Below are 23,772 nucleotides of genomic sequence, written 5' to 3' on the forward strand. Positions count from 1 at the left end.
GAATCATTCACAGTAAACCGCAGTCATTTAATGGCTGCGGTTTTTTTACTGTTCACTCCCGTGTCAATCACTACGCTGATTGGCACGGAGGATGCACGTTTTATCTTAAATGGCATCTCGCCCATCGCCAAAGGCGATTTAAAATGGCGAGATGCGTTGCTGGTCACAGGTACTGTGAACAGTAACGCGGTTTTTTTCTACTCTTCACAATAGGCACTTCCATTTTGACAGCTTTCGGGGTAAAATGATAACATCGCATTTATTACAAAAGTATAGAAGGAAGCAATAAAATGGGATTTAAAACAGACACAATCGCAGCAATCTCCACAGCAATGACTAATTCCGGAATCGGAATCGTGCGTCTCAGCGGAGAAGATGCGTTTTCTATTATTGACAAAATTTACAAAGGCAAAAGCCCGAAGCTTCTGTCCGAACAAAAAAGTCATACCATTCACTATGGCTATATCATGGACGGAGAGCAGACGATTGATGAAGTGCTGGTTCTTTTAATGCGTGGGCCGCACAGCTACACCGGTGAAGATACTGTGGAAATCGACTGTCACGGCGGTGTATTTGTCACAAGAAAGATACTTGAAACCGTGATCAAATACGGTGCAAGACCTGCTGAACCGGGTGAATTTTCCAAAAGGGCTTTTCTGAACGGCCGAATGGATCTGTCACAGGCCGAAGCCGTGATCGATATCATCAGCTCCAAGAATGACTATGCACTACAAAGCTCGGTAAACCAGTTGAAAGGCTCTGTCCACAATAAGATTAAAGAAATCCGTGAAGTAATCCTTTACCATACCGCTTTTATCGAAAGTGCACTTGATGATCCAGAGCATATCAGCGTAGACGGATATGGTGACAGTCTCCTGGGCATCGTAAAGGATCTGCAGCAGAAAATCCAGTGTCTTCTGGATACTGCCGATGACGGACGTATCATCAAAGAAGGCATCAAGACGGTTATCGTCGGGAAACCGAACGCCGGGAAATCCTCTCTGATGAACGTTCTGGTAGGCGAAGAAAAGGCAATCGTAACCGAGATTGCCGGAACCACAAGAGATGTTCTGGAGGAAAATATCCAGCTTCAGGGCGTTTCTTTAAACATCATGGATACCGCCGGAATCCGCGATACCTCTGATATCGTAGAGAAGATCGGTGTGGATAAAGCAAAAGAAAATGCAGAAAAAGCCGATCTGATCATCTATGTGGTCGATGCATCCAGACCTCTTGATGAAAATGATCACGAGATCATCGAGATGATCCGGGATAAGAAAGCTGTGATACTACTGAATAAGAGTGACTTATCCACAGTTGTTGATAAAAAGGCATTAGAAACGTTGATAACTAAGCCAATGATCGATATTTCCGCAAAAGAGGAGACTGGGATCCATGAACTGGAATCTACTTTAAAAGAGATGTTTTATCACGGTGATATCTCATTTAACGATGAGGTTTATATCACCAATATCCGACACAAAACAGCTCTTGCCGATGCACTTTCCAGCCTGAAAAAGGTAGAAGAGAGCATCGAAAACCAGATGCCGGAAGACTTTTTCACAATTGACTTAATGGATGCATATGAATCTCTGGGAAGCATTACCGGAGAGACGATAGGAGAAGATTTAGTAAATGAAATATTCAGCAAATTCTGTATGGGAAAATAAAGACGCATACGACATCGTTGTAGTTGGTGCGGGACATGCCGGCTGCGAAGCTGCCCTTGCCTGCGCAAGACTCGGTCTGAAAACGATTGTTTTCACCGTAAGTGTAGAAAGTATCGCCATGATGCCATGCAACCCGAATATCGGCGGTACCTCAAAGGGGCATCTGGTACGTGAGCTGGATGCGCTCGGCGGTGAAATGGGAAAGAACATCGACAAGACATTTATTCAGTCAAAGATGCTGAATAAATCTAAAGGGCCTGCCGTTCATTCCCTGCGCGCCCAGGCAGATAAGAACAAATACAGCAATACCATGCGACAGACGCTGGAAAACCAGGAGAACCTGGAGATCCGGCAAGGTGAAGTCGTCAATATCCTTGTGGAAGATGGTTCTGTAACGGGCGTTCAGACCTATTCTGGTGCTATATACCGCTGCAAGGCCGTTGTACTGTGTACCGGAACCTACCTGAAGGCAAGATGCATTTACGGTGATGTCAGCACGCATACCGGTCCAAACGGGCTGCAGGCAGCAAATTATCTGACCGACTGTCTGAAGGAGCTTGGTATTAAGATGTACCGCTTCAAAACCGGTACACCGGCACGTATCGACAAGCGCAGCATTGATTTCAGCAAAATGGAAGAGCAATTCGGCGACGAGAGGGTCGTACCTTTTTCGTTCACAACGGATCCAGAAGATGTGCAGATTGAGCAGGCTTCCTGCTGGCTTACCTATACCAATCCTACAACCCATGAGATCATCCGTAAAAACCTGGATCGTTCCCCACTTTATTCCGGTATGATCGAAGGCACCGGACCACGCTATTGTCCGTCTATCGAGGACAAAATTGTAAAATTTGCCGATAAAGAACGGCATCAGGTGTTCATTGAACCAGAAGGTCTGGAAACCAATGAAATGTACATCGGCGGAATGTCAAGTTCACTTCCAGAGGATGTTCAATATGAAATGTACAGAAGTGTGCCTGGTCTTGAACACGCAAAAATAGTTAAAAATGCTTACGCAATTGAATATGACTGTATCGATGCAAGGCAGCTTCATCCGACACTTGAGTTCAAATCTATTCATGGTTTGTTCAGCGGTGGTCAGTTCAACGGAAGTTCGGGATATGAAGAAGCAGCCGCTCAGGGACTTATTGCCGGAATCAATGCCGCACTGGAGGTCCTTGGAAGAGAACAGTTAATTTTAGACCGTTCCCAGGCTTATATCGGTGTTCTGATCGATGATCTGGTTACAAAAGAAAGCCACGAACCATATCGTATGATGACTTCACGTGCCGAATACCGGTTACTCCTGCGCCAGGACAACGCCGATCAGAGACTAACCGAAATAGGGCACAAAATAGGGCTTATTTCAGACGAGAGATACCAGATGTTGTTAGACAAAGAAGAAATCATCCGCAAGGAGATCCACAGGCTCGAGCATACCAACGTTGGAACTTCCCAGGAAATCACGGATTTTCTCACAAATTGCGGCAGTACGCCTCTTACTTCAGGATCTACACTTGCTGAGCTTATTAAGCGTCCTGAGCTGAATTATGAGCTTCTCGAACCTATCGACCATATGCGAACAGAACGCTTCAGCCGAGAGATTGTGGAACAAATTGATATCAACATCAAATATGAAGGCTATATCAAGCGCCAGTTAAAACAGGTAGAACAGTTTAAAAAGCTTGAAACCAGGAAAATACCGGCAGATATCGATTACGATGCTGTTCCGAGCCTGCGAATCGAAGCTGTGCAGAAATTAAAGCAGTTCCGACCGCTTTCCATCGGTCAGGCATCCCGTATTTCCGGTGTCTCACCTGCCGATATTTCTGTATTACTGGTATATCTAGGACATTAGACCACCAGATAACCAGACCTGTATTTTGATCTTTTTTGGGATATTACAGAATCCATTATTTCTGGTTTCTGTTTTTCCCTTTATATAGATGTGTACTTTTGAGGGCATCACCCAAAAAGTACACATCTATTTTCAAAGAAATGGTTTTATCGTGTACTTTATAGGGCAAAAAGTATGTTTTTCATCTTTTCGTATACCTTTTAGGTGCATGATTGTATTTTTTTTAAAACATTATCACTTTATCGTGTACCTTTAAGGTGCTATCTTCTCAGAAATTGTGTACCTATTTGGTGCAAAACAGTGTAAATTACTGTTTATTTTCCGCAAAGATGTGTACTTTTAGGGGAAAAAGGAGCAATATGAGTAAAAAATTTGAGCAACAGCTTGCAGAATTAGGTATCACATTAACGCAGACCCAGTTTAATCAGTTTGATAAATATTACGAAATGCTGGTGGAATGGAACAAGGTTATGAATCTCACCGGTATCACCGAGTACGAAGAAGTAAACGAAAAACATTTTGTCGACAGCCTTGCATTAGTAAAGGCCCTGGATATCAGTAAAGTTCAAACCGTGATCGATATAGGAACAGGCGCTGGATTCCCCGGAATTCCTTTAAAAATCGCCTTTCCGCACCTGAAAATCACGTTGCTTGACTCTTTAAATAAGAGAATCCGTTTCCTTGACAGTGTAATTGAAGAGTTAAATCTTACGGATATCCATACAATCCACGGCAGAGCAGAAGATTTTGCCCGTCAGGCAGACTACAGGGAACAGTTTGACCTCTGTGTTTCACGTGCAGTGGCCAATTTATCTACATTATCCGAATACTGCCTCCCTTATGTAAAAGTTGGTGGATTCTTTGTTTCTTACAAATCCGGTGATATTGTCGATGAACTTTCCGCTGCAAAAACCGCAGTACATGTCCTTGGAGGTACACAAAATAAACCAGTTGTATTCCAGCTTCCAGGCAGTGATATTAGCCGTTCATTTGTAAAGATCAAAAAAATCAAGCCTACCGGGAAGAAGTTTCCTCGAAAAGCAGGACTTCCTTCCAAAGAACCTATCCACGGATAAACAGCTATACATACCTGTAGTCTGTATATGCCGCAATGGAAATTGAACTTTTTTTCTTTACCTTGAACTTCTGCTATTAGTTCTTTTTATAATAGTTCAATTTTAATTGTTATAGTTTATTCTATTTTGTATTTTTGATAGTTCAATTTTTTGTATGCATTGAAAATGTATTTTTATTTTTTTGTATGCAGTTCTGCCAGAAATTTGTTTTCCTATTTCATTTCAAAAAGCGGGTAAGTTCAATTTTTTACCCGCTTAAAATCTGATTTTTTATTTTCATTTAGCTTGATTATTTCTACAAAAAGCCCAATAATCATCCTTCTGTTTTGTTTTTCAGAGAAAGACAATTTCCATAGAAATTCCCAGAGTTGCATGTCGGTTTTCATGGTGTTCATGAGTAGAATAAGTACCAGTTAAGTACCAGTTCTGTTTGCTATTAGATAATCGCAAAAGTTGATCAAGAGCCATATATAGCCAAATGCGGGATGTACATTTCGGTGTACATCCCGCATTTGGCTATAATGTGTACTTGAAAGTACTTTATATTATTCAGCAGAGAAAAGGATATCCAGCTGTTCTGCGAATCCTTCCGGTTGTTCAATTTGTGGAAGATGTTTCGTATCCTTTATACACATGCATTCTATAGCAGGCACATGCTTCTGATATTGTTTAGCAATCTCAATACTGTTTTCATCATATTGTCCAGAGATAATGCAGATACTATTTGTCGCCTTGCGAATGCAATGATAAATATTTGTCTTTGTATATCCTCCTTTGATACTTGCAAACAAATATTTTGAATGTGCGTTTTCATTATGAGCAGATTCATGGTATATCTTCGTCATCTGATAATCTATCGTATCTTCGTCATACAGATACTTATCCACAAATTTTTCATCAATCGCTTCTCTTGAATGAATAATGTTGTACAGTAGCGTACCAATAATCGGTATTTCGATAAGGAACTTCAGCGTCTTGGTTCTCTTATTCGGACATTTTGCAAGTTCCGTAAGTGACAGTGGATTCACCATACAAATCTTTCCAATCACGTTTTCATCATTTCCGCATGCCATAACTGCAATAGCAGCCGATTCTCCCGTAGCCACAACATCTGCCTTTTCGCCAATGATATGTTTAATAAAATCCGTCAGCATTTGCACATAAAGAAAATTAGTATAAGTAATATTTGGTTTTTCAGATCGTCCACAACCTAGCAGATCCACGGTATAAACAGTATACTTTTCTGCAAGAATTGCCGCTACTTTTTTCCATTCTACGCCAGAGCTTTCTGCATCCAAATCATGAAGTAGCAGTAGTGGTTTACCATTTCCCTGTTTTCTATAATAGATTTTTCCAAATCTCCAGTCATAATAATTTCCCTCAGATGAGTTTAACAAGCTGTCTTTTGTTGCCATTTCTATAAGTGTTTTATTTATCAGATGGATTGTAATCGCACCAAGTGTTGCTAAAACCGCACAACTTTTCAATTTATTTTTCATCGTCAATTGCTCCCTTCTCCGAATCATTTTTGTCCAGATTCAGCAAGATTATACTCGCAAATAATATCTGTTTTTGTATAATATTTTACCTTGCGGCTTATAGATAAGTATACCATAATCTCCTCACAGTTTAAAGATTTACATCATGTTATTGTTCCTTGGTTTTCGACAAAATGTTTCACGTGAAACATTTTATCTCTCCTTTTTCAGCTGCTCATAGCCAAATATATTTTCATTTATCTAAAATATTTTTCATACATTTTTATATTTCACTTTATGTAGAATGTTTCACGTGAAACATTCCCGCATTTATAAAAAATGCCGAAATAAATGTTTCACGTGAAACATTTAGTAGATTTAGATAAAGTTTAGTGTTACAATTATATCTAGATGTAAATAAAACTTCATATATATTTGCACACTATTAGAAAGGAGGTAATTGCAATGGGACGAATAATTGCCGTTGCCAACCAAAAGGGTGGCGTTGGAAAAACTACAACAGCGATCAATTTATCCTCGTGTTTAGCGGCGAAAGGGCAGAAAGTTCTCGCAATCGACATGGATCCACAGGGTAATATGTCCAGCGGTCTTGGTATAGATAAGGATAATGTTGACTATACTGTATATGATCTTTTAATTGGCGAAGCCACTATAGAGCAAGTGTTACACAAAGAAGCAATTGAAAATCTCGACGTAATTCCCGCAAACATTGATCTATCTGGCGCCGAAATAGAGTTACTCGAGACCGAGAACAAAGAATACATTTTAAGAGATGAGGTGCTTAAGATAAGAAGTAATTACGATTACGTCATTATCGACTGCCCACCTTCACTTAGTATGCTGACAATCAATTCAATGACTACAGCAGATACAGTATTGGTTCCAATTCAATGTGAATACTATGCACTAGAAGGATTGAGCCAGCTGATTAAAACAATCGAGCTTGTAAAAGAAAGATTAAATGAAAATCTTGAAATGGAAGGTGTTGTATTTACTATGTATGATGCCAGAACCAATCTTTCTCTTCAAGTTGTTGAAAATGTAAAAGATAATCTTGATCAGACAATTTACAAAACTATCATTCCACGTAATATACGACTTGCAGAGGCCCCAAGTCATGGCTTGCCAATCAACTTATATGATCCTCGTTCAACAGGAGCTGAAAGTTATATGTTATTAGCAGATGAAGTAATTCATAAAGGAGAAGAGTAAGCATGACAGCAAAACGAGGCGGACTTGGAAAAGGTCTGGATAGTTTAATCAAAGAAAACAAAACCGCAAAGCATACTGCACCAGCTAAAAAAGAAGTAGTGAATGCCGGTCCAATCATGATGAAGATCAATGATGTGGAGCCAAACCGTGACCAGCCAAGAAAACATTTTGAGGAAGATGCTCTCTTGGAACTTGCTGATTCAATCAAACAGTTTGGAATCCTTCAGCCTCTGATTGTTCAGAAGCGGAACGATTACTACGAGATCATCGCCGGCGAGCGTCGCTGGCGTGCAGCAAAGCAGGCCGGTATCAAAGAGGTCCCTGTTATCATTAAAGAATACACGGATCAGGAAATCGTTGAGATTTCTCTTATTGAAAATATTCAGCGTGAAAATCTGAATCCAATCGAAGAAGCGCAGGCATACAAGCGTCTGCTAAATGAATTCAGTCTGAAGCAGGACGAGGTAGCTGAGCGCGTTTCAAAGAGCAGAACTGCTGTAACAAACTCCATGCGTCTTCTAAAGCTGGACGAGAGAGTACAGCAGATGATCATTGATGACATGATTTCAACCGGGCATGCGCGTGCTCTTCTTGCAATCGAGGATAAAGAACAGCAGTACATTCTTGCCAATAAAGTATTTGATGAAAAGCTCAGTGTCAGGGATACCGAAAAACTTGTCAAAGAACTGAAAAAGCCAAAAAAAGAAAAAGAAAAGCCTGTTATCCAGAATGCGTTTGTATATGAAGATCTGGAGGAACGTATAAAATCAATCATCGGTTCCAAAGTCCATGTCAATCATAAAGCAAATGGAAAAGGCAAAATTGAAATTGAATATTATTCGGACAACGATCTGGAACGTATATTTGAATTGTTAATGTCAATACAGGAAGGAGAATAATATATGGAAAGTAAAATTCTAAAGTCACTTGGAATTGATCCGGCGTATATATTTCTTTTTCTTATCATGCTGATCATATTGATGTTTCTTCTTTATATTAATGTCAATATGAAATACAACCGTCTGAAATCGAGCTATAACGTATTCATGCGCGGACAGGACGGTAAAACGCTCGAAGAAAGCTTCAGTGCAAGATTCGATGAACTCGATGAACTTTCCAATATTGCCCACGAAAACAAAGCGGACATCCGCATATTGTATCGTGCGTTGCGAAGCAGCTACCAGAAAGTAGGTATTGTAAAATACGATGCTTTCGGTGAAATGGGTGGAAAACTCAGCTTCGCTCTCACAACGCTTGACAACGACAACAATGGATGGATCCTCAATTCCATGCACAGCAGAGATGGCTGTTACACCTATATAAAAGAAATTGTGCGTGGTGAAAGTTACATTGAGCTCTCTGAAGAAGAGGCCGAATCACTAGATCAGGCCGTTTACCAGGAAATGTATGATCCGGATGTACAAGATGCGATCAAACCACAGTAATTTGCCTAAATCCCTTGATAATCCTCAGGTGATAGAATAAGATGATGTAAGTGGAAAAATTTACTTTTGCCACTCACATCATAAGATATAAAAATAAAGGAATAAGACAGGAGAACAATTATGTTAGATATTAAATTTTTAAGACAAAACCCAGATGTTGTAAAAGAAAACATCAAGAAAAAATTCCAGGATGAAAAGCTTCCACTTGTAGATGAAGTAATCGAACTTGACAAGAGAAACCGTGAAATCAAAGGCGAAGTAGAAGCACTCCGTGCTGAGAAAAATAAAGTTTCCAAAGAAATCGGTGCATGCATGGCTCATGGCGAAAAAGAGAAAGCAGAAGAGCTTAAGAAAAAAGTTCAGGAAAACGCTGCCCGTATGGAAGAACTTTCTGCTGAAGAAAAAGAAGTTGAAGCAAAAATCAAAAAAGATATGATGGTTATCCCAAATATCATCGATCCATCTGTACCGATCGGTAAAGACGACAGCCAGAATGTTGAAATTGAAAAATTTGGCGAACCGGTTGTTCCGGACTTTGAAATCCCATACCATACAGAAATTATGGAAAAATTCAACGGAATCGATCTTGAAAGTGCAGGAAAGGTTGCCGGAAATGGTTTCTATTATCTGATGGGAGATATTGCACGTCTTCACTCAGCAGTTATCTCTTATGCACGTGACTTTATGATCGATCGTGGATTCACATACTGTATCCCACCTTTCATGATCAGAAGCAACGTTGTTACAGGTGTTATGAGCTTTGCCGAAATGGATTCTATGATGTACAAAATTGAAGGCGAAGACTTATATCTGATCGGAACAAGCGAGCATTCTATGATCGGTAAATTCATCGATACCATGCTTGATGAAGCTGAACTTCCAAAGACACTGACTTCTTATTCTCCATGCTTCCGTAAAGAAAAAGGAGCTCATGGAATCGAAGAACGTGGTGTATACAGAATCCATCAGTTTGAAAAACAGGAAATGATCGTTGTATGCAAACCAGAAGAAAGCAAAGAATGGTATGATAAATTATGGAAAAACACTGTTGATCTGTTCCGTTCTCTTGATATCCCGGTTCGTACACTGGAATGCTGTTCAGGTGACCTTGCCGACCTTAAAGTAAAATCTTGTGACGTAGAGGCATGGTCTCCAAGACAGAAGAAATACTTTGAAGTAGGAAGCTGTTCTAACCTTGGTGATGCACAGGCAAGACGTCTTGGCATCCGTGTAAAAGGAAGTGACGGAAACAAATATTTCGCACACACACTGAACAACACAGTAGTAGCTCCTCCGAGAATGCTGATCGCATTTCTCGAGAACAATCTTCAGGCAGACGGTTCTGTCCGCATTCCTGAAGTACTTCGTCCATACATGGGCGGTAAGTCTGAAATCAGATAGAAAACGAGGTAAATTTTGCATAAATATTTAAACGCTATCGGATTCCACGATATCGCATCTGAACGCGAATGGTATCAGATTCTTCTTGAATCCGAAAAGAATTTTTCCGGATATGACCGTATTGCCTTGGACGAACACACAGATCTCTGTGAGCTTCGCAGGGAATACGGCAACGGAATAGGCATTTCTTCCTACGGCTTTATCGATGAAAATGATGAAGCGTTCCGCAGAGAATGCTATTTCCCATATTTTTCAGGCAGTGGAGTCAGCTCTTATGCTGATATTGCAGTAGAACAGAAAACCTTCTCACCGACCTATGTTGGTGTCTGCGAGGATGTAAAGCTCGGCTGCAGTATCATTTTCCATATTCAAAACGGAATGGAATACATAAAAGAAGCCACTCTCGGCGGTCTGAACAAAAGTTCAATCTCTGTAACATTTTCCGGGCTCGCCTTAAGTGGGAAAATTTTGCTTCCGGTCACAAAGGATACAGGCGCTGCGGACAAGAGAGCGGAAGAGCTCCGCAACCGGATGATGCTCATGATCGCAGCAAAGGAAGGGAATCCCGATGCCATTGAAAGCCTTACGCTTGACGACATCGACACCTATGCCGCAGTATCAAAAAGAATCCGTGGGGAAGATATTTACAGCATTGTCGATACACATTTTATGCCATCTGGTCTTGAATGTGACCAGTATGCGATCCTTGGTGAGATTCTGAATATCGATACCATTGAAAATCTTCTTACTGGGAAAGAACTTTATGTTCTTACAGTTGAAACCAATGAGCTTCAATTTGATGTATGCGTACCGGTTGAAAAGGTAATTGGCGAACCGGCAATTGGAAGACGGCTGAAGGCACAAATCTGGCTGCAAGGGCATATTAATTTTTAGGAAAAAATTTTGACTTATATAAAAAGCATGACCAAATTTCTTTTAATTGAAAATTAGTCGTGCTTTTTGTATATGCGCTTCAGAACATTCGACTTTACATAAAGAAGTCCTATAAAAGCTATTTCACATACAAAATCCCGCTTTGTTACCTCACCATAATTATCCCATAATTATTCTCTTAGAAAAGCATTTGACATTTTCATGTTCAAACGGTATGATATATGTGTATGTTCTATTAGTTAAATGAATATAACAAGTGTCTCCTAAGAGAAAGCCGAGGCATTCCCCAAAGTGAAAAAATGAAAAACAACTTTCAGTTCGAATCTATTCTGAATAATGCTAAAGGTGACAACAAAGCATTCCCCAATTTGGGGAACGTTCTAATGTTACCAAAGCAAAAAAATCTGTAGATTGACAACTTGAAAAAGAGTTGATAATCTTATATATGGCCGAAGGGAAAAATCCCAGAAACCCAGTAAAATCAAGGGTTTTCGGCATGTGTCGTCATAGCTCAGCTGGATAGAGCACTCGCCTCCTAAGCGCTTGTTGGGACGAAGACCTTTTGCTAACTGAATATGATGTGTCCCAGTACCTCAGTAGGATAGAGGGTTCGCCTCCTAAGCGAAACGCCGCAGGTTCGATTCCTGTCTGGGACGTGCGGTAAAAATCGCCGGAAGCCTGATTTTTCAAGGGTTTCCGGCATTTTTCCTTTTCGGACGGCTGCACCGTTTTCGGCTGGTATTCCAGTTTTCGGTATAGCCGTCTTTCTGTTTTTCCGTTTCTATTGTTTGCTAACAAAAAATATCTACCCGTGCGTCGGGCGCGACATTTGGGACGATTTGCTAACAGCTTGCTAACAACCACTGCTAACGGGCAGCGGAGACAAGAGCCGCAAGTTGCTCAGGTGACAGGTTCTTGAGTATAGCCGCCAGAGCTTCGCCGATATCCTCTGTTGCTGATGATTTCCCATTTTTGGCGGTAGGGCTGTAGAAGTCGGCTTCCATGCGAGCCGCGTTCTCACGCCGGTTCTCGTCTTCAATTTCCGAGTAAACGTCTGTCACCATCTGGGCTTCGGCGTGACCAGTATCTCCTTGGACGGATTTAATATCGCCCTGTGTCAGTTTGAGTTTATACTTCGTGGAGAGATGGCGGAGCGAATGGAAGTCCACACGTTCGTATCCTGTCGTGTCACAAAAGACTTGCAGGCGCTTTCGGATGATGCGGCTCTCCACCGGATTTCCGTTTTCAAGGGCAACCACAAGATTGTAGTCATGGTAATCCGCTCCAAGGAACTCCTTTAGTTCCTCCTGATTTTTCCTATGCTCCACGAGCATGTGCGCCACGGTTTTCGGAAGCCATACCACACGGGTGCTGGTTTCGGTTTTCGGGGTCTTGAGTACGAGCCTAGTGGTGCAGTGTGGTTTCTGAGCGGGAAACGTGACGAGCACGTCCCGCTCGTTGAGTCTCTGCAAGGCTTCAATGGAAACACGAGCAACCTCCTTGTTGACAATGATGCGAGCGTTGCCGTTTTCAATAGATTCCTCGTCTATGAAAATACAGTCCCATGTGAGACCGGTTATCTCCCCCACCCTGAGCGAACAGGAAAAAGCGAGGTTCATGGCAAGAGCCAGAATATCGTCCTCGACTCTTGGAAGTGCTTCGCGAAACGTGCTCACACTCCACACCTTTCGCTTCGTTTTCTTCATCGTCGGCAGGGTGGCAAGTTTTGCCGGATTCTGCATCATCGGGTCGAGATAGTTCCACTTCATCGCCTGATTGAGTGCAGAGCGGATAACGTCATGAATCTTCTTCACGCCGGAAGGCGCGACACATTCGCCAGTCTTTTTTCGGTTGGCCGGTGGAACGCGCTCGACGGAGAGAAGGTCGTTGTAATACTCTGAAAGGCACTCCGTGGTGATTTCAGACAGCTTCTTATCCCCGATATATGGGTCGATGTAGTTCCTTATCAGTCCGGTCTTTCCGCTGTATGTGCTCATAGACCATTTCGACGTTCCGTACACTTTCACATAGTGCTTTAGGAACTCGCTGAATGTGATATCGTCCTTTTGCGGCGTTACCGCGCTTTTCGGGGTCGTGGTTCTTCTTTGAATCGACTCCGAGTCGCTATCGTGCTCATCGGTTCCGCCTTCTTTCCCCATTTTTGCCTTTTCATCAGCTACTCTTTGAAAATACGTCTCCTCGTTAGGAACGATGGCCTGTCCGTATTTCTCCTGATAGAACTCTACAAAGACCTTGCGGCTCTTTGCTTCGCCAATCGTATCCACAGTGTCCCATTTTTGTTTCCGTTCTCCTTGTTCATTTACATACCAGTAGATAACGGAATACTTTGTTTTTCTCTGCTTGATTGCTGCCATATCGAATCTTCTCCTTGTTGGTTAATTTGGTTCCAACCAACTGTCGAAGGAGCTTTTGGATACCCGAATGGCTCTGCCGACGCGGACGTACTTGAACTGCCCGCTCTTCACGAGAGTATAGGCCACCTTGTCGCTGATGCCCAGCATTTCGGCGATTTCGCCTACCGTATAGGTTTTCTTCTCTTCGGTTCGATTGTGTTCCGATGCCATAATTTTCCTTTCTGGGAAAAAGGGCACCAGACAACCGCTTGACATTTTTATTATACCATGGCTGGTCAAGTAGTTTTCTGGTTTGCTGGTTTTCCCTATTTCTGGTTTTACTTGTTACAAGTAGCGTCTTTTACGGCTGAAACCTCAACATCGCACGCAAGAGCTTCGCCTGCATAAACGATTTCATCGAGAGGTCGATGCCGTAGTCCCAGAAACCATCCGCATCGGTGTAGAACCCGGTGCAGAGTCCGTCCATGAAGTCGTTGAAGTAATCGAGTACCGCCCCGGCGGCAAGGGCATCTCCGCTTGTCGCGGCAACGACGGTATCGTAGTCAATCTTTGTCTTTGCCATGCGGGTCACCCCCTTCCGTCAGAATGTCCGCAAGACGGGCGAGCGCACGGGCGCGACGGTTCTGTACCGTGGAGCGCGGGAACCCCATGTCCTCACCGATACGCCTATCCGACCAGCCGGCGAAATAGGAAAGCAGGATGATTGCCTGCTCCTCTGGGCAGAGTTTTTCCAGCGCATCCGCGAGGTCTTTATCTGTCACGCCGATAGGCTTTCCGGCGGCATCGAATACGGTTTCCCGCTCCGGCACGTCCTGCCAGTCCGCAAGGCTTTCAAGTTCGCTCCTTCTGAGGTCGCAGAACAGCACCTCGCGGTTGCGTCTCCTTTTGCGCTCCCTTAAAACATCCGTCCGCGCGTTCACGAGGGTCTTCCGGCAATAGGTCAGGAACATGCCGACCACTTCGTTACGGTTCGCTTTCTCTTTCGTCATCTTTTTTTCCTCCTTTCGGTATAGGCACGATTTCCGTGCCCTTTCCTGCCAAGAGGAAAAAGAAAGCCCCGCAGCGTCGATACGCTACGGGGCGCGGGGACGGTGCCGGGAAGGAAATCGGCACCAGAATCAGGAAGAAGCGGCTGATGCTTAAAAACCGCTCCGCTACGATTCTATCCCCTCGATTCCCAACTTCCGCTTGAAATCTTTGCGGTTCTTCATTCCGATTTCCCGACGGCGCGAGTTGCCGTCGTACTTCACCGGGAACCCGACCTCAACGATGCGGTCGAAGACACGTCCCCACGGGTCATCTGCCGTGGCGTTCAGGATTCTCTCGCGAAAGTCGAAGTTCGTCGTTATCACCATCGGTTTCCCTGCCTTGTAGCGTCCGTCGATAACGTCGTAGACGTGCTCCATGACGTACTCGGTGGAGCGCTGGGCACCGAGGTCTTCAAGGATGAGGAGGTCTGGGGCGAGGATTCTCTCAAGGTTCCCGGAACGCTTCTCGAAGGAGGATTCCATCAGGTTCACGACCTGCTTGATATCGGTCACGAGACAGGAGAACCCGCGCTCGATGACGGCGTTCGCGATGCAGGACGCATGGAAGCTCTTGCCCGTGCCGCGCTTCCCGTACAGGACAAGCCCCTCCGGGTCTTTTGGGTCGAAGGTCGCGGCAAATGCCTTGCAGACGGTGCTCTGAGCCGCGTTCCTGCCGTCATCGGCATCGAAGGTGCAGAAGGCGTACCTGCCGGATGAGGGGAAGCACTGCTTCCTTAGCCGTTCCGTCCTGCGCCTTTTCTCCGCCCGCTCGGTTTCCTCACGCTGCCTATCCGCTTCCTCCCTCTGGCAACGGCACATGGTCGGAACAAGGTGCGGCTCCTTGAAGATTCCGCCCGCCGGGAACATCCGCTCGCGTGGCTCTCCGCATTTCCCGCAGACGAGGATGCCGTCCGCGTCGCGATAGTCCTCGCCCGGCTTTTGTCCGTCCTGCTCCTTGGTTTTCGTTACGTTTTCGTTCATTTACCTCGTCCTTTCTGCGTTACCCTGTCTGAGAGCCTGTCTACGGGACTTTGTAGTCTTGTTCGGGCAGTTACTGCCACATGACATCTAACGTGTCATAGGCAGGCTCTCAGACATTCTCAGGGGCATTTCTAGTACATGTTCTCGTCGATATATCCCTGAGCCGTCTCCCGGTCACAGCCCCATTTCGCCATGACCTCCTCGACGGAGGGGATTTTCACGACCGCATCGGCCTTCGGTTCCGTGCGTGCGGGAGGGGTAACGGTTTTCGGGTGCTCGTTCCTGTCCCAGACTGCGGCGAGCTTCTTCCAGTCATCGACGGGCTTGCCGGAGTTCGTGCGCCAGCTGCGCCCCTCGTTCACGTCGAAGAAACGGTCGGGGTCAACTGCGAATCCCATCTTTGCGAAGTGCGAGCGTACTTCCTCCCTTGTCGGGATTCCAGAATCTGTCGCTCCCTCCCCATCAGCTATAGCTGTAGATGTAGATGTATTCTTATATCTATCATCTATATTCTTAGGGCGTGACGCAATTTTTACAGCTTCATTTTCAGCCCGTGCAGATTGTCTACCTGCGCTTTTACCGTCTGCGTCAGTGTAAAAACCAGTGTCAAAATCACTGTCAACTTTTACGTCAAAATTGACGTCAACTTTGCTGTCAAAACTGTCAACTTTTACACCGTCAATTTTTACAGTGTCAACTTTCGTGCCGTCATCTTTTACGATTTTTCCGCCTTTTGGGGCTGGAAGTGCTGGCGCATATTCCTTGCGGTACTTGATGACGGAGGGGCGGCTCACTCCGGTCTTCTCGGCAACCTCGGTGTTCGTGGCTTCCGGATGCTCGGAAAGGTATGCGAGCACTTTATCCTTCTTCACCTGACGGGTTCCCTTTCCGTTCTTACGGGCGCGCTCCGAAGCCTTGCGCACGCGGTTTCCCTCGCGCATTGCGTCGATTGCCGGGACGTTCTGGTTGAACTCCCAGTCCGCGATGGCGTAGATGCCATCCTCGCAGATGACAAGGCCGAGCTGCACGAGCGGCTGCACACATTGCCGAAAGGCGGGAACGGTCTTCTTGGTGACCGCAGCAAGCATCTCGTCGGTGTAGGGAACGCTTTCGTGGAGAAGGAGCTTCCCGGCGCAGCCGCATTTCACCGCAAGCGATTGTAGACGGGCGAAGACGGTGTAGATGGAGTCCGCATTGTCCATCGCGTCGATGAGTAGGGCTTCCTGCGTGTCGAAGAACTCACTGTAGTCCCTGCGCCACGCTCCTCGGAGCTTCATTGGTACACCTCCGGGGTCTTCTTATCGCGTTCGGCTTCGGAGTAGGCGAGGTGGTCGAAGGGTGGGAACCTCGCGACAACCGCGAGGGCATGAGTGTACTTGGCGCGATTCGCCCGGTAGCCGAAGGAGGAGAGCATATCCATGACTTCGGTATCCGTGAACGTGCCGTCATCGGTCACGATGGTGAACGTGCCGTCATCGTTTTTCGTGACTGTGCGCGTGTGGATTTTAGCCAGGGCGAGGACGAGTACGGTCGCGGAGTCCCCATTCGGCTCATGGTCGATGAGCGTCATCTCAGGTGTCTCGTAGAAGTTCAAGGGGATGTAGTAGTAGTAGCTGCTGAAATCCATGGTGTTCCTTTCTGCTTGCAATCTGTGATTATGTTTTACTATATCTGTCCTGTTTTGTGGACTTTTCCAGTCAGATTTCATGCTTCTTTCACAATTAGACACGCGTTTTGAGATGGTTCTGCCAGATTCGCGTCCCGTGCGGCGGTGCGCTGTGTTACAGTAGCGAAAGTCCTTTCTGCCTGTTGCTTTTATCTCGGAGTGCGGGCAGGAGAAAAGGGAGCCTGTGATTTCGGTCACACGGCTCCCTTTTCTGTTACCAGTCGGAGTTTTCGCTATCCGGTTCCGCTGCCTGTAACCCACCATCAGCGACAGGCTCCGTTTTTACCGTTTTCTTCTTGCGTGCATCGAGACGCGCCTTGGCATCCTCCGGGGTACTTCCGTGGGCGGTGAGCATGTCGCTCACCTCGTCTGCATGGCTCGCAAGGAATCGGTCGAGTGCGTCGAGGTTGAGTTCCTGCCAAGCGCAACCGACGGCGGAGAGCACACTTTCACCAGCGGAATGGGTGACCAGAGAGCGCCACTTCCGGTTCCGCTCGCGAATCTTCTTTTCAAGTTCCTTTTTCTTCGCTTCGAGTTTGGCGAGTTCCGCCTTCTGTTTCTCGATACGCTCCTCGAAATCTTGAATGGTAGCCATGGTTCTTCCTTCCTACTTGACGGCATCCCTGAACAGATTGTGCCATAACGCGCGGAGGATGGTAAGATTCCGGCAGGGCGCGGTGCCGGAACAGGGGCGAAGGCACCGTGCCCCGGTTTTGCGAAGAAAAAGGAAGGAATTGGGCAGATGTATTCCAAGGATGCAGGGAAAGACCAGATGCTGATGACGATGGAACGCGCGCTTACAAGCGGGCAGAAGGCAGGCTTCTTCTTCCTCGGCTTCCTCGGCGGCATCGTCGGGATTCTCGCCGCATCCCTGATGAACATCAACGCGCCGTACCGACCGGAGGGAACGAAGATGGCGGCACTCGGATTTGCGACGGCCTGCGTTCTAGGCACCCTTATCGCACTTGTTGGCTTCATCGCGCTCCTTGGTGCCAGATAGAGGTGGCAAGATATTGAAGGACTTCCTTAATCAGCGTCCGGCATTCTTCCAGCTGCACCAATCCGTTCGTGTGAGATGAGAAGGGGCATCCTGCGCGGGTGCCCTTTTTTCTCTGCATTGTTATGATGGTTTTATGGCTTGCCGTGTTTGTGGTTTGATGGTCTGCTATATTTATTGTTAGTTAGCCAGAAGGGAGCAGAGGGTGGAAAATATGCCTGACAATGTGAAAGACAATCCCGTCGAAAAAAGGGAAGCCCTGCTCGCCGACCGTCTCAGGCTGCATAAGGGTTACAGGCAGCGGTTCGTGAAGGGAAGGAACAGACATGGACGGATACACGCTTTCCATCAGTCGTTGCAGTGGCGGTGACGGGGTGGAGGAGAGCTTCAAGGCGAAGATAAAGCGTCGAGAAGCTGCGCTTGATGCCTTTGCCGTTGCAGAAGCGTACTGCAAGGAAAGTTGGATGGTCTCAAGATGCGAGCGGGAGGGATTTGACGGTTTCATCATCGAACTGTGCTCCGATGCTGAGGATGAGACCATCCGTCTCGTCAGGCTTGTGCCCGACAGCGAGGATGGCATCATGGATGATGTATTCCGTCTGGAATACGGCAGTTGCGAGTACAAGATTTAGGCACGCTACCTGCGTGTTCATTCATGCTTTTATATGCAGGATATATGGAGTGTACGGTTCACCTGCTTGCTGGTATGCCGGTCTGCTATATTTATAGACAGCAAGAGGGGACGGCAGCGGAGCCGCCCCATGGCAGGAAGGACTTTAGGATGAAGCGTGCGGAGCTTGACAGGCGGATTGCAAACGGGGAGACGTTGGAGGATATCGTTCCTGTGCTCATGGATGATGGTGCCGATATCACGTCCTACGATGACTTGAAGCGTTTCGCCATCGAAAAGATTGAAAGCGACGAGCTGTATCTTGCCGAGCACGTCCTCAAGGCGTGCCTAGATGTTGCCGATTACTACGGTTACGATTATTCGATGGGCACATTGGAAAACCCCACTGCTATTGATGGCGTGGAAGACTTGATTGATTACGTGGAGGATTGAGACGGCGGCAGCACGGGGCATCCGGGAGGGTGCCCTTTTTCTTTGGCTTTTCGGGAGCCGCCATGCGGGCGGCATGAAGGCGCGGGGCGTTGCGGGAACGGGGACTCGGGGGGGCGGCTTTCCCACCCTTCCAACAGCCTGCGGGTTGGTCTCGGAACCCTCCGGCCATTGAAAGCGCGGAAAAGCCTTCTACTTGGTGGAAACGGGGGACAGACCTGCCGGGGTTTCCAACATTCCGACAGGCTCCGGGTCAGTCTAGGAACCCTCCGCCCATCGGAATGTTGAAAACCCCTTCTTCTCGGGAAACCATAGGCCGCAGGCGCGGCAAAGCGGGGCACGCCGCAGCGGCTCGGTAAGGGCGGGGAAAGGAGGGTCGGTGGCTCCGCGACGGGAGGTTGGTTTTTCTTGACACGCTACGGTTTCGCAGGGTCTCTCCGTGGCGCGGTCGCTTGCGCTCCCTCAGATTAGGGGCTGCTCGCCCCTAATGACCCGAGTTCCATGGAGACGGCGTGAAACCTTAGTTAGGAGAGGTACTGTGTTGCTGGTATGCTATAATGCTGGTTATCAGGTAGGCAAGTTAACGGGCTTGCCGAGTAGACGGAAAGGAATCATGAGTATGGCGAGATACCACTACACGCGAGAGAACGAAAACGGCGTGGTACTCTATCTGGAATCGGAACCGGCGGAAGATGCGATGGATGAGTTCGACGATGAGATTGCCGTTGGGTTCAGCGGAAACGGGTACCTGAGTTTTTGGACGAGGTGCCGCAGGGCGGCGGAAGCGCTGCCGAATGGTCTCAAGTATGCGGCGGGCGGCAGATGCGTAATCACAGATACGTTCACGGGCGAGGAAAAGATTTGGAGGGTAGGGCTTTAACCATAGGCATTTAGGGCATCCGAAAGGGTGCCTTTTTGCTATGTATAATATGCAGGAGGTATGGAGTTTCCCGCTCATATCGTGTTTTCCTGCTTGCTGGTATGCCAGTCTGCTATATTTATAGACAGCAAGAGGGGCGGCAAGCAGAGCTTCCCAAAGGCAGAAGGGACTTCAAGATGGCTACTTTGGATGTTACGGAGAAGGTCAACGTCCTCGTGGACGCGATTGGCTGGGAGGGTTTTTGCGAAGAGCTGATGGCACGGATGGACGAGGATGCGCTCGATGCCGTCTGCGACCGTATCGCACCGCGTTACGGCGTGGAGCTTGCGGGGAGTCGCTATGCAGCCTAAAGACACGGAGGAGCGCCGCAGGGCAATCGACCGAGTGAACCGGGCATATGCCGATGAGGACTACGATAGGTACGAAAGGCTCATCGAGCGCTATTGTCATAGGTTCGGGTTTGACGGCGATTACAGTCTTTTTGAGGATGCCTGCACGGATGCCCGCATATTCGGTCACGGAATCGGCTAGAGGAGGAAGCATGACGCTCGGGGAGCTGTTCGAGGAGACTTACATTCAGGGTGAAATCGCGATTCGAAGCTATGATTCGACGGGTACTACGATTGAGCACTATCTAGGCGATGCGGAGGAGTTCTACCCTGACGAACACCCGCAAATCCTTGAAAGGGAGGTCGGCTATATCTTCCCGCTCATGGAGGTCGAGCCGACCATCTGTATCGAGCTGAAAAATGAGGAGGACGAGGGATGAGCGGAATGAAGGTCAAGGAGTTGATGGATAGCCTGAAAGGGGATTGTTACCGCTTTCGCGTCCATTATCCAGAGGAATGGGAGTTTGGACTCATAACGGGAGCGACTTTCTTTGGCAAACGCGGGCTGGTCTTGCAGCATGGGGAGGATGACGTGAGTTCTTTCACACTGAACCCGTCCTGGCTTTCCTGCGAGGACGAGACGCAGCGTTGCATCATGGTCGAGATTTACTTGGAGCCGTAAGGATGGGCGCGGGGAGTAAGCCCCTGCGCCCGTGGCAGGTCTGCGCAGGGGATGTTATCGGTAGTGGCAAGCGGGTCGAGTACGTGTTCGAGCGGTACGGGGAACTGTACATAAACGCAAGCGACGAGGAGCTTGTGCGGCAGGGAAAGCGAACGTATGGAGAGGAGCTTACAAGGCTCTACGACCTCGACCTTTCCGGGTGGAGGGTCATCGGCCATTACGGGTGCGGACGCGGCTACGAGGGACGAAGCTGGTATGACATGGGGAAGCCGTTCGGACGGCGCTAGAGAAGGGATGAATATGGGCAAGGAGAAAATCGAGGAGAAGGACGTGCGGCTTCTGAGGTATGCCGTCGAGCAGGCGTTTGACGGGGCGATGAGGGACGGGGCATTGGCACTGTTGAACCGTCTGGTCGATTCGGCTTCGGAAGCGGCAAATCTTGAGGAAGAGCTTCTGAACCTCAAGGGGGAGTATCAGAGGAGCATGGAGAACTCGAAGAGAGGGGCATTCAAACGCCTTGATGCTGCCTACAAGCGCAAATGCAGGCGAGAGAAGCGAATGGCGAAGGGGCAGATGCTTTGCGCAGACGGCAAGCCGGTCATGTTCGGTGAGACCCTTTACGGAGGGGACGGACGCGATTGGTTGATTGTCGGGATTGCCGGAGCGTGGTCGTATGACGTGTACGGGCTGCACGTCGCGCACGACGGGAAAAAAGAGAAGAAACCGCTTCGAGCGGAATGGCTTGTCCATGAGCTGACGGATGCCGGGGAGGAGGTTTAGGAAAAGGATGCTGCCAACAAAGAAGCGCTGTCCTAGGTGCGGGCGTGTGCTGCCAGCGGAAGCGTTCAACTTGGTTCGCGGCGGAAGGGAGCTTGCCGGGTGGTGCCGTGTGTGCAACCACCGCTATTATCTCGACCGCAAGGAAGCGGGATTCGTCAGGAAGAACCCGAGCGGGCGGAGGATTGCGCATGGAGGGTATACCGATGCGGTCGGCAGGTATATCGACCTCGGATAGGGAAAGGACGGGCATCCGGGAGGGTGCCCTTTTTTCGTGCAGGATATGCAGGATGTATGGAGTGTACGGTTCACCTGCTTGCTGGTATGCCGGTCTGCTATATTTATAGACAGCAAGGGGGACGGCAACCGAGCCGCCCCATGGCAGAAGGGACTTCAAGATGAAGAACGTCAGGGAGCTTGAGACCTATGGTGCAATCCTTATCGGCTGCGGGATTATGGCGTACACGCTCATGCTTGCGAGCGTGGATGCGCCGGTCTGGGCGACAATCGAGTTTGTTATGGGTACGCTCTTCATGGTGGTCGGCGTGTGGTGCGTCTACCTTGCGGGTATGGAGTACGACTACCAGATGGAAAAGCGCCGCTACCGTAACAAGAGGTAAGCACTAGCAGACCATAACCGCTATCGGGAGGAGTTCGGTCGGTAAAGGAGCTAGGGCATCCGGGAGGGTGCCCTTTTTCTTTGGCTTTTTTGGAACTGCCCTGCGAGCGGCGTGAAGGCGCGGGGTCGTTGCGGGAACGGGGACTCGGGGGCGGCTTTCCCACCCTTCCAACAGCCTGCGGGTCGAGCTAGGAACCCTCCGGCCATTGAAAGCGCGGAAAAGCCTTCTACTTGGTGGAAACGGGGGACAGACCTGCCGGGGTTTCCAACATTCCGACAGGCTCCGGGTCAGTCTAGGAACCCTCCGCCCATCGGAATGTTGAAAACCCCTTCTTCTCGGGAAACCATAGGCCGCAGGCGCGGCAAAGCGGGGCACGCCGCAGCGGCTCGGTAAGGGCGGGGAAAGGAGGGTCGGTGGCTCCGCGACGGGAGGTTGGTTTTTCTTGACACGCTACGGTTTCGCAGGGTCTCTCCGTGGCGCGGTCGCTTGCGCTCCCTCAGATTAGGGGCTGCTCGCCCCTAATGACCCGAGTTCCATGGAGAAGGCGTGGAGTCTCGCGTTGTGGAGTGTGCTGGTATGCCGCATAGCTATAATTACAGATAACAGCAAGGGGGACGGCACCGGAGCCGTCCCAAGGCAGAAAGGACGGAGCAAATGGAAATCGAGAAGAACGATATGGTCATGGTCTATGACGGGGGCGGCACTGTTCCCCACTGCAAGTATACCGGCAGGTTCGGTGACCTTACGGCATACTGGCAGGAGATTGTCTCGGATGCGGTTTATCTGTTCCGGCTGGGGGAGAGCGAGGAGTGCGACTGGCTGGTTCTCCTCGGTCAGCCTTGGTCACCGTATTCACCGGACGGCATTCGCTAAGGAATTGAAGGGGCATCGGGAAAGAGATGCCCCTCTTTTTCGATGTACATAAGTAGGGAGCGTGTAAATGGATAGGTACGAGGTCATGGCAGGCAAGATGGCACCCTTGACCGACGGGGCGCACCGCAAATGGGGATTCGCCGGAAAGGTCGAGACGAGGAGCTATGAGCGGCTGGTCGATGCACTCATTGACTTTGTTGAGACCGGAGACGGCCTAAAAGCGCGGTTTCTCACAGGGTTTGCAGCGTGCTTGGCAGCGGATAGGAAATCTGTCGAGAATCGTGGGTTCGGGGTCGCGGTCAGGAAAGTCCGGTGCCATCGGGGCGAGGACGGCACGGTAAGGGTATCTTCCGTAGAGACGATGCATGAACGTCGGTACACGGTCGATGATTGGCGATACGACACGGCGGATTGCGAGCAGACCGAGAACGGTCAGAAGAGTTGAAGGG

Annotated in this window: 29 protein-coding genes and 1 tRNA gene; 21 read left to right on the forward strand and 9 right to left on the reverse strand. The window is 48.0% G+C overall.

Annotation, left to right across the window (positions count from 1 at the left end; all coding sequences use genetic code 11):
- Nucleotides 1-290 precede the first annotated feature (290 nt).
- From mnmE to rsmG, 3 genes are all read left to right on the forward strand, one after another.
- A complete protein-coding gene (gene mnmE / locus PGU50_RS11505; RefSeq protein ID WP_117824056.1) occupies nucleotides 291-1,670 on the forward strand; it encodes a tRNA uridine-5-carboxymethylaminomethyl(34) synthesis GTPase MnmE in 1,380 nt (459 codons plus the stop codon).
- Entirely contained in the window at nucleotides 1,636-3,528 is a 1,893-nt protein-coding gene (gene mnmG, locus PGU50_RS11510) for a tRNA uridine-5-carboxymethylaminomethyl(34) synthesis enzyme MnmG (protein WP_173826454.1), read from the forward strand. Before mnmE ends, mnmG begins: the two co-directional genes overlap by 35 nt.
- Nucleotides 3,529-3,887: 359 nt before the next feature.
- Nucleotides 3,888-4,604 carry a 16S rRNA (guanine(527)-N(7))-methyltransferase RsmG gene (gene rsmG, locus PGU50_RS11515; protein WP_008371371.1) on the forward strand — a complete coding sequence of 239 codons (717 nt, stop codon included), beginning with the start codon at nucleotides 3,888-3,890 and terminating at the stop codon, nucleotides 4,602-4,604.
- 545 nt (nucleotides 4,605-5,149) lie between these two features.
- On the opposite strand, the gene PGU50_RS11520 is transcribed toward rsmG, so the two are convergent.
- Nucleotides 5,150-6,103, reverse strand: a complete 954-nt coding sequence (locus tag PGU50_RS11520; RefSeq protein ID WP_270246999.1) for an alpha/beta fold hydrolase — start codon at nucleotides 6,101-6,103, stop codon at nucleotides 5,150-5,152.
- Between the two features lie 444 nt (nucleotides 6,104-6,547).
- Here PGU50_RS11520 and PGU50_RS11525 point away from each other — a divergent pair, with 444 nt between their 5' ends.
- The 6 genes from PGU50_RS11525 to PGU50_RS11550 all read left to right on the forward strand — a co-directional run bounded on the left by PGU50_RS11525 (nucleotide 6,548) and on the right by PGU50_RS11550 (nucleotide 11,711).
- Nucleotides 6,548-7,315 carry a ParA family protein gene (locus PGU50_RS11525; RefSeq protein ID WP_117824052.1) on the forward strand — a complete coding sequence of 256 codons (768 nt, stop codon included), beginning with the start codon at nucleotides 6,548-6,550 and terminating at the stop codon, nucleotides 7,313-7,315.
- Nucleotides 7,316-7,317: 2 nt separating this feature from the next.
- Nucleotides 7,318-8,214: a ParB/RepB/Spo0J family partition protein gene (locus PGU50_RS11530; protein ID WP_117836218.1), complete on the forward strand. Its 897-nt coding sequence runs from the start codon at nucleotides 7,318-7,320 to the stop codon at nucleotides 8,212-8,214.
- A gap of 3 nt (nucleotides 8,215-8,217) precedes the next feature.
- On the forward strand, nucleotides 8,218-8,760 hold the full coding sequence (locus PGU50_RS11535) for a DUF4446 family protein (RefSeq protein ID WP_270247000.1): 543 nt from the start codon (nucleotides 8,218-8,220) through the stop codon (nucleotides 8,758-8,760).
- 120 nt (nucleotides 8,761-8,880) lie between these two features.
- Nucleotides 8,881-10,161, forward strand: a complete 1,281-nt coding sequence (serS, locus tag PGU50_RS11540; protein ID WP_008371361.1) for a serine--tRNA ligase — start codon at nucleotides 8,881-8,883, stop codon at nucleotides 10,159-10,161.
- 15 nt (nucleotides 10,162-10,176) lie between these two features.
- Nucleotides 10,177-11,055, forward strand: a complete 879-nt coding sequence (locus PGU50_RS11545) for a DUF3881 family protein (RefSeq protein ID WP_270247001.1) — start codon at nucleotides 10,177-10,179, stop codon at nucleotides 11,053-11,055.
- 582 nt (nucleotides 11,056-11,637) lie between these two features.
- Nucleotides 11,638-11,711 (forward strand) — tRNA-Arg (locus PGU50_RS11550).
- Between the two features lie 210 nt (nucleotides 11,712-11,921).
- On the opposite strand, the gene PGU50_RS11555 is transcribed toward PGU50_RS11550, so the two are convergent.
- The 8 genes from PGU50_RS11555 to PGU50_RS11590 form a co-directional block, all read right to left on the reverse strand.
- Complete coding sequence (locus tag PGU50_RS11555; protein ID WP_270247002.1) at nucleotides 11,922-13,430, reverse strand: site-specific integrase; 1,509 nt, start codon at nucleotides 13,428-13,430, stop codon at nucleotides 11,922-11,924.
- 21 nt (nucleotides 13,431-13,451) lie between these two features.
- Nucleotides 13,452-13,640 carry a helix-turn-helix domain-containing protein gene (locus PGU50_RS11560; protein WP_242991768.1) on the reverse strand — a complete coding sequence of 63 codons (189 nt, stop codon included), beginning with the start codon at nucleotides 13,638-13,640 and terminating at the stop codon, nucleotides 13,452-13,454.
- 130 nt (nucleotides 13,641-13,770) lie between these two features.
- On the reverse strand, nucleotides 13,771-13,992 hold the full coding sequence (locus PGU50_RS11565) for a helix-turn-helix domain-containing protein (RefSeq protein WP_270247004.1): 222 nt from the start codon (nucleotides 13,990-13,992) through the stop codon (nucleotides 13,771-13,773).
- Nucleotides 13,973-14,419: a sigma-70 family RNA polymerase sigma factor gene (locus PGU50_RS11570; protein ID WP_118382994.1), complete on the reverse strand. Its 447-nt coding sequence runs from the start codon at nucleotides 14,417-14,419 to the stop codon at nucleotides 13,973-13,975. The genes PGU50_RS11565 and PGU50_RS11570 overlap by 20 nt, the downstream gene beginning before the upstream one ends.
- A gap of 165 nt (nucleotides 14,420-14,584) precedes the next feature.
- A complete protein-coding gene (locus PGU50_RS11575) occupies nucleotides 14,585-15,439 on the reverse strand; it encodes an ATP-binding protein (protein WP_270247005.1) in 855 nt (284 codons plus the stop codon).
- Nucleotides 15,440-15,570: 131 nt separating this feature from the next.
- Nucleotides 15,571-16,716, reverse strand: coding sequence for a phage replisome organizer N-terminal domain-containing protein (locus PGU50_RS11580; RefSeq protein WP_270247006.1), 1,146 nt, complete (start codon nucleotides 16,714-16,716; stop codon nucleotides 15,571-15,573).
- Nucleotides 16,713-17,066 (reverse strand): hypothetical protein, encoded by a 354-nt coding sequence (locus tag PGU50_RS11585; protein WP_270247008.1) that lies wholly within the window; start codon nucleotides 17,064-17,066, stop codon nucleotides 16,713-16,715. The genes PGU50_RS11580 and PGU50_RS11585 overlap by 4 nt, the downstream gene beginning before the upstream one ends.
- A gap of 253 nt (nucleotides 17,067-17,319) precedes the next feature.
- A complete protein-coding gene (locus tag PGU50_RS11590; protein ID WP_270247010.1) occupies nucleotides 17,320-17,700 on the reverse strand; it encodes a hypothetical protein in 381 nt (126 codons plus the stop codon).
- Nucleotides 17,701-17,847: 147 nt separating this feature from the next.
- Here PGU50_RS11590 and PGU50_RS11595 point away from each other — a divergent pair, with 147 nt between their 5' ends.
- The 12 genes from PGU50_RS11595 to PGU50_RS11650 all read left to right on the forward strand — a co-directional run bounded on the left by PGU50_RS11595 (nucleotide 17,848) and on the right by PGU50_RS11650 (nucleotide 23,768).
- Nucleotides 17,848-18,105 (forward strand): hypothetical protein, encoded by a 258-nt coding sequence (locus PGU50_RS11595; protein ID WP_175306233.1) that lies wholly within the window; start codon nucleotides 17,848-17,850, stop codon nucleotides 18,103-18,105.
- 323 nt (nucleotides 18,106-18,428) lie between these two features.
- On the forward strand, nucleotides 18,429-18,734 hold the full coding sequence (locus PGU50_RS11600) for a hypothetical protein (RefSeq protein WP_270247012.1): 306 nt from the start codon (nucleotides 18,429-18,431) through the stop codon (nucleotides 18,732-18,734).
- Nucleotides 18,735-18,883: 149 nt separating this feature from the next.
- On the forward strand, nucleotides 18,884-19,165 hold the full coding sequence (locus PGU50_RS11605) for a hypothetical protein (RefSeq protein WP_117786589.1): 282 nt from the start codon (nucleotides 18,884-18,886) through the stop codon (nucleotides 19,163-19,165).
- A 610-nt stretch (nucleotides 19,166-19,775) separates the two neighbouring features.
- Nucleotides 19,776-20,042 carry a hypothetical protein gene (locus PGU50_RS11610; protein ID WP_175306307.1) on the forward strand — a complete coding sequence of 89 codons (267 nt, stop codon included), beginning with the start codon at nucleotides 19,776-19,778 and terminating at the stop codon, nucleotides 20,040-20,042.
- A gap of 176 nt (nucleotides 20,043-20,218) precedes the next feature.
- Complete coding sequence (locus PGU50_RS11615; RefSeq protein ID WP_156058770.1) at nucleotides 20,219-20,392, forward strand: hypothetical protein; 174 nt, start codon at nucleotides 20,219-20,221, stop codon at nucleotides 20,390-20,392.
- Nucleotides 20,393-20,583: 191 nt separating this feature from the next.
- Complete coding sequence (locus tag PGU50_RS11620) at nucleotides 20,584-20,811, forward strand: hypothetical protein (RefSeq protein WP_055168018.1); 228 nt, start codon at nucleotides 20,584-20,586, stop codon at nucleotides 20,809-20,811.
- The gene (locus tag PGU50_RS11625; RefSeq protein ID WP_055168020.1) at nucleotides 20,808-21,053 is read left to right on the forward strand and encodes a hypothetical protein; all 246 of its coding nucleotides are present in this window, start codon (nucleotides 20,808-20,810) and stop codon (nucleotides 21,051-21,053) included. Before PGU50_RS11620 ends, PGU50_RS11625 begins: the two co-directional genes overlap by 4 nt.
- Before the next feature lie 2 nt (nucleotides 21,054-21,055).
- A complete protein-coding gene (locus PGU50_RS11630) occupies nucleotides 21,056-21,340 on the forward strand; it encodes a hypothetical protein (RefSeq protein WP_055262384.1) in 285 nt (94 codons plus the stop codon).
- Between the two features lie 13 nt (nucleotides 21,341-21,353).
- Nucleotides 21,354-21,833, forward strand: coding sequence for a hypothetical protein (locus PGU50_RS11635; protein WP_055262382.1), 480 nt, complete (start codon nucleotides 21,354-21,356; stop codon nucleotides 21,831-21,833).
- Nucleotides 21,834-22,228: 395 nt separating this feature from the next.
- Complete coding sequence (locus tag PGU50_RS11640; protein ID WP_055168026.1) at nucleotides 22,229-22,450, forward strand: hypothetical protein; 222 nt, start codon at nucleotides 22,229-22,231, stop codon at nucleotides 22,448-22,450.
- Between the two features lie 654 nt (nucleotides 22,451-23,104).
- Entirely contained in the window at nucleotides 23,105-23,323 is a 219-nt protein-coding gene (locus PGU50_RS11645; protein ID WP_227120629.1) for a hypothetical protein, read from the forward strand.
- 67 nt (nucleotides 23,324-23,390) lie between these two features.
- Complete coding sequence (locus tag PGU50_RS11650) at nucleotides 23,391-23,768, forward strand: hypothetical protein (RefSeq protein WP_173803248.1); 378 nt, start codon at nucleotides 23,391-23,393, stop codon at nucleotides 23,766-23,768.
- Nucleotides 23,769-23,772: the final 4 nt, after the last annotated feature.

The organism is Coprococcus sp. AM11-30B, from assembly GCF_027674365.1.
In the GTDB taxonomy this organism is placed as follows: domain Bacteria; phylum Bacillota; class Clostridia; order Lachnospirales; family Lachnospiraceae; genus Allocoprococcus; species Allocoprococcus comes.

Excerpts from the sequence above, each read along its gene's own strand:
- mnmE (WP_117824056.1), top strand. The coding sequence starts at position 291 with ATGGGATTTAAAACAGACACAATCGCAGCAATCTCCACAGCAATGACT.
- mnmG (WP_173826454.1), top strand. The coding sequence starts at position 1,636 with ATGAAATATTCAGCAAATTCTGTATGGGAAAATAAAGACGCATACGAC.
- rsmG (WP_008371371.1), top strand. The coding sequence starts at position 3,888 with ATGAGTAAAAAATTTGAGCAACAGCTTGCAGAATTAGGTATCACATTA.
- PGU50_RS11520 (WP_270246999.1), bottom strand. The coding sequence starts at position 6,103 with ATGAAAAATAAATTGAAAAGTTGTGCGGTTTTAGCAACACTTGGTGCG.
- PGU50_RS11525 (WP_117824052.1), top strand. The coding sequence starts at position 6,548 with ATGGGACGAATAATTGCCGTTGCCAACCAAAAGGGTGGCGTTGGAAAA.
- PGU50_RS11530 (WP_117836218.1), top strand. The coding sequence starts at position 7,318 with ATGACAGCAAAACGAGGCGGACTTGGAAAAGGTCTGGATAGTTTAATC.
- PGU50_RS11535 (WP_270247000.1), top strand. The coding sequence starts at position 8,218 with ATGGAAAGTAAAATTCTAAAGTCACTTGGAATTGATCCGGCGTATATA.
- serS (WP_008371361.1), top strand. The coding sequence starts at position 8,881 with ATGTTAGATATTAAATTTTTAAGACAAAACCCAGATGTTGTAAAAGAA.
- PGU50_RS11555 (WP_270247002.1), bottom strand. The coding sequence starts at position 13,430 with ATGGCAGCAATCAAGCAGAGAAAAACAAAGTATTCCGTTATCTACTGG.
- PGU50_RS11560 (WP_242991768.1), bottom strand. The coding sequence starts at position 13,640 with ATGGCATCGGAACACAATCGAACCGAAGAGAAGAAAACCTATACGGTA.
- PGU50_RS11565 (WP_270247004.1), bottom strand. The coding sequence starts at position 13,992 with ATGGCAAAGACAAAGATTGACTACGATACCGTCGTTGCCGCGACAAGC.
- PGU50_RS11570 (WP_118382994.1), bottom strand. The coding sequence starts at position 14,419 with ATGACGAAAGAGAAAGCGAACCGTAACGAAGTGGTCGGCATGTTCCTG.
- PGU50_RS11575 (WP_270247005.1), bottom strand. The coding sequence starts at position 15,439 with ATGAACGAAAACGTAACGAAAACCAAGGAGCAGGACGGACAAAAGCCG.
- PGU50_RS11580 (WP_270247006.1), bottom strand. The coding sequence starts at position 16,716 with ATGAAGCTCCGAGGAGCGTGGCGCAGGGACTACAGTGAGTTCTTCGAC.
- PGU50_RS11585 (WP_270247008.1), bottom strand. The coding sequence starts at position 17,066 with ATGGATTTCAGCAGCTACTACTACTACATCCCCTTGAACTTCTACGAG.
- PGU50_RS11590 (WP_270247010.1), bottom strand. The coding sequence starts at position 17,700 with ATGGCTACCATTCAAGATTTCGAGGAGCGTATCGAGAAACAGAAGGCG.
- PGU50_RS11595 (WP_175306233.1), top strand. The coding sequence starts at position 17,848 with ATGTATTCCAAGGATGCAGGGAAAGACCAGATGCTGATGACGATGGAA.
- PGU50_RS11600 (WP_270247012.1), top strand. The coding sequence starts at position 18,429 with ATGGACGGATACACGCTTTCCATCAGTCGTTGCAGTGGCGGTGACGGG.
- PGU50_RS11605 (WP_117786589.1), top strand. The coding sequence starts at position 18,884 with ATGAAGCGTGCGGAGCTTGACAGGCGGATTGCAAACGGGGAGACGTTG.
- PGU50_RS11610 (WP_175306307.1), top strand. The coding sequence starts at position 19,776 with ATGAGTATGGCGAGATACCACTACACGCGAGAGAACGAAAACGGCGTG.
- PGU50_RS11615 (WP_156058770.1), top strand. The coding sequence starts at position 20,219 with ATGGCTACTTTGGATGTTACGGAGAAGGTCAACGTCCTCGTGGACGCG.
- PGU50_RS11620 (WP_055168018.1), top strand. The coding sequence starts at position 20,584 with ATGACGCTCGGGGAGCTGTTCGAGGAGACTTACATTCAGGGTGAAATC.
- PGU50_RS11625 (WP_055168020.1), top strand. The coding sequence starts at position 20,808 with ATGAGCGGAATGAAGGTCAAGGAGTTGATGGATAGCCTGAAAGGGGAT.
- PGU50_RS11630 (WP_055262384.1), top strand. The coding sequence starts at position 21,056 with ATGGGCGCGGGGAGTAAGCCCCTGCGCCCGTGGCAGGTCTGCGCAGGG.
- PGU50_RS11635 (WP_055262382.1), top strand. The coding sequence starts at position 21,354 with ATGGGCAAGGAGAAAATCGAGGAGAAGGACGTGCGGCTTCTGAGGTAT.
- PGU50_RS11640 (WP_055168026.1), top strand. The coding sequence starts at position 22,229 with ATGAAGAACGTCAGGGAGCTTGAGACCTATGGTGCAATCCTTATCGGC.
- PGU50_RS11645 (WP_227120629.1), top strand. The coding sequence starts at position 23,105 with ATGGAAATCGAGAAGAACGATATGGTCATGGTCTATGACGGGGGCGGC.
- PGU50_RS11650 (WP_173803248.1), top strand. The coding sequence starts at position 23,391 with ATGGATAGGTACGAGGTCATGGCAGGCAAGATGGCACCCTTGACCGAC.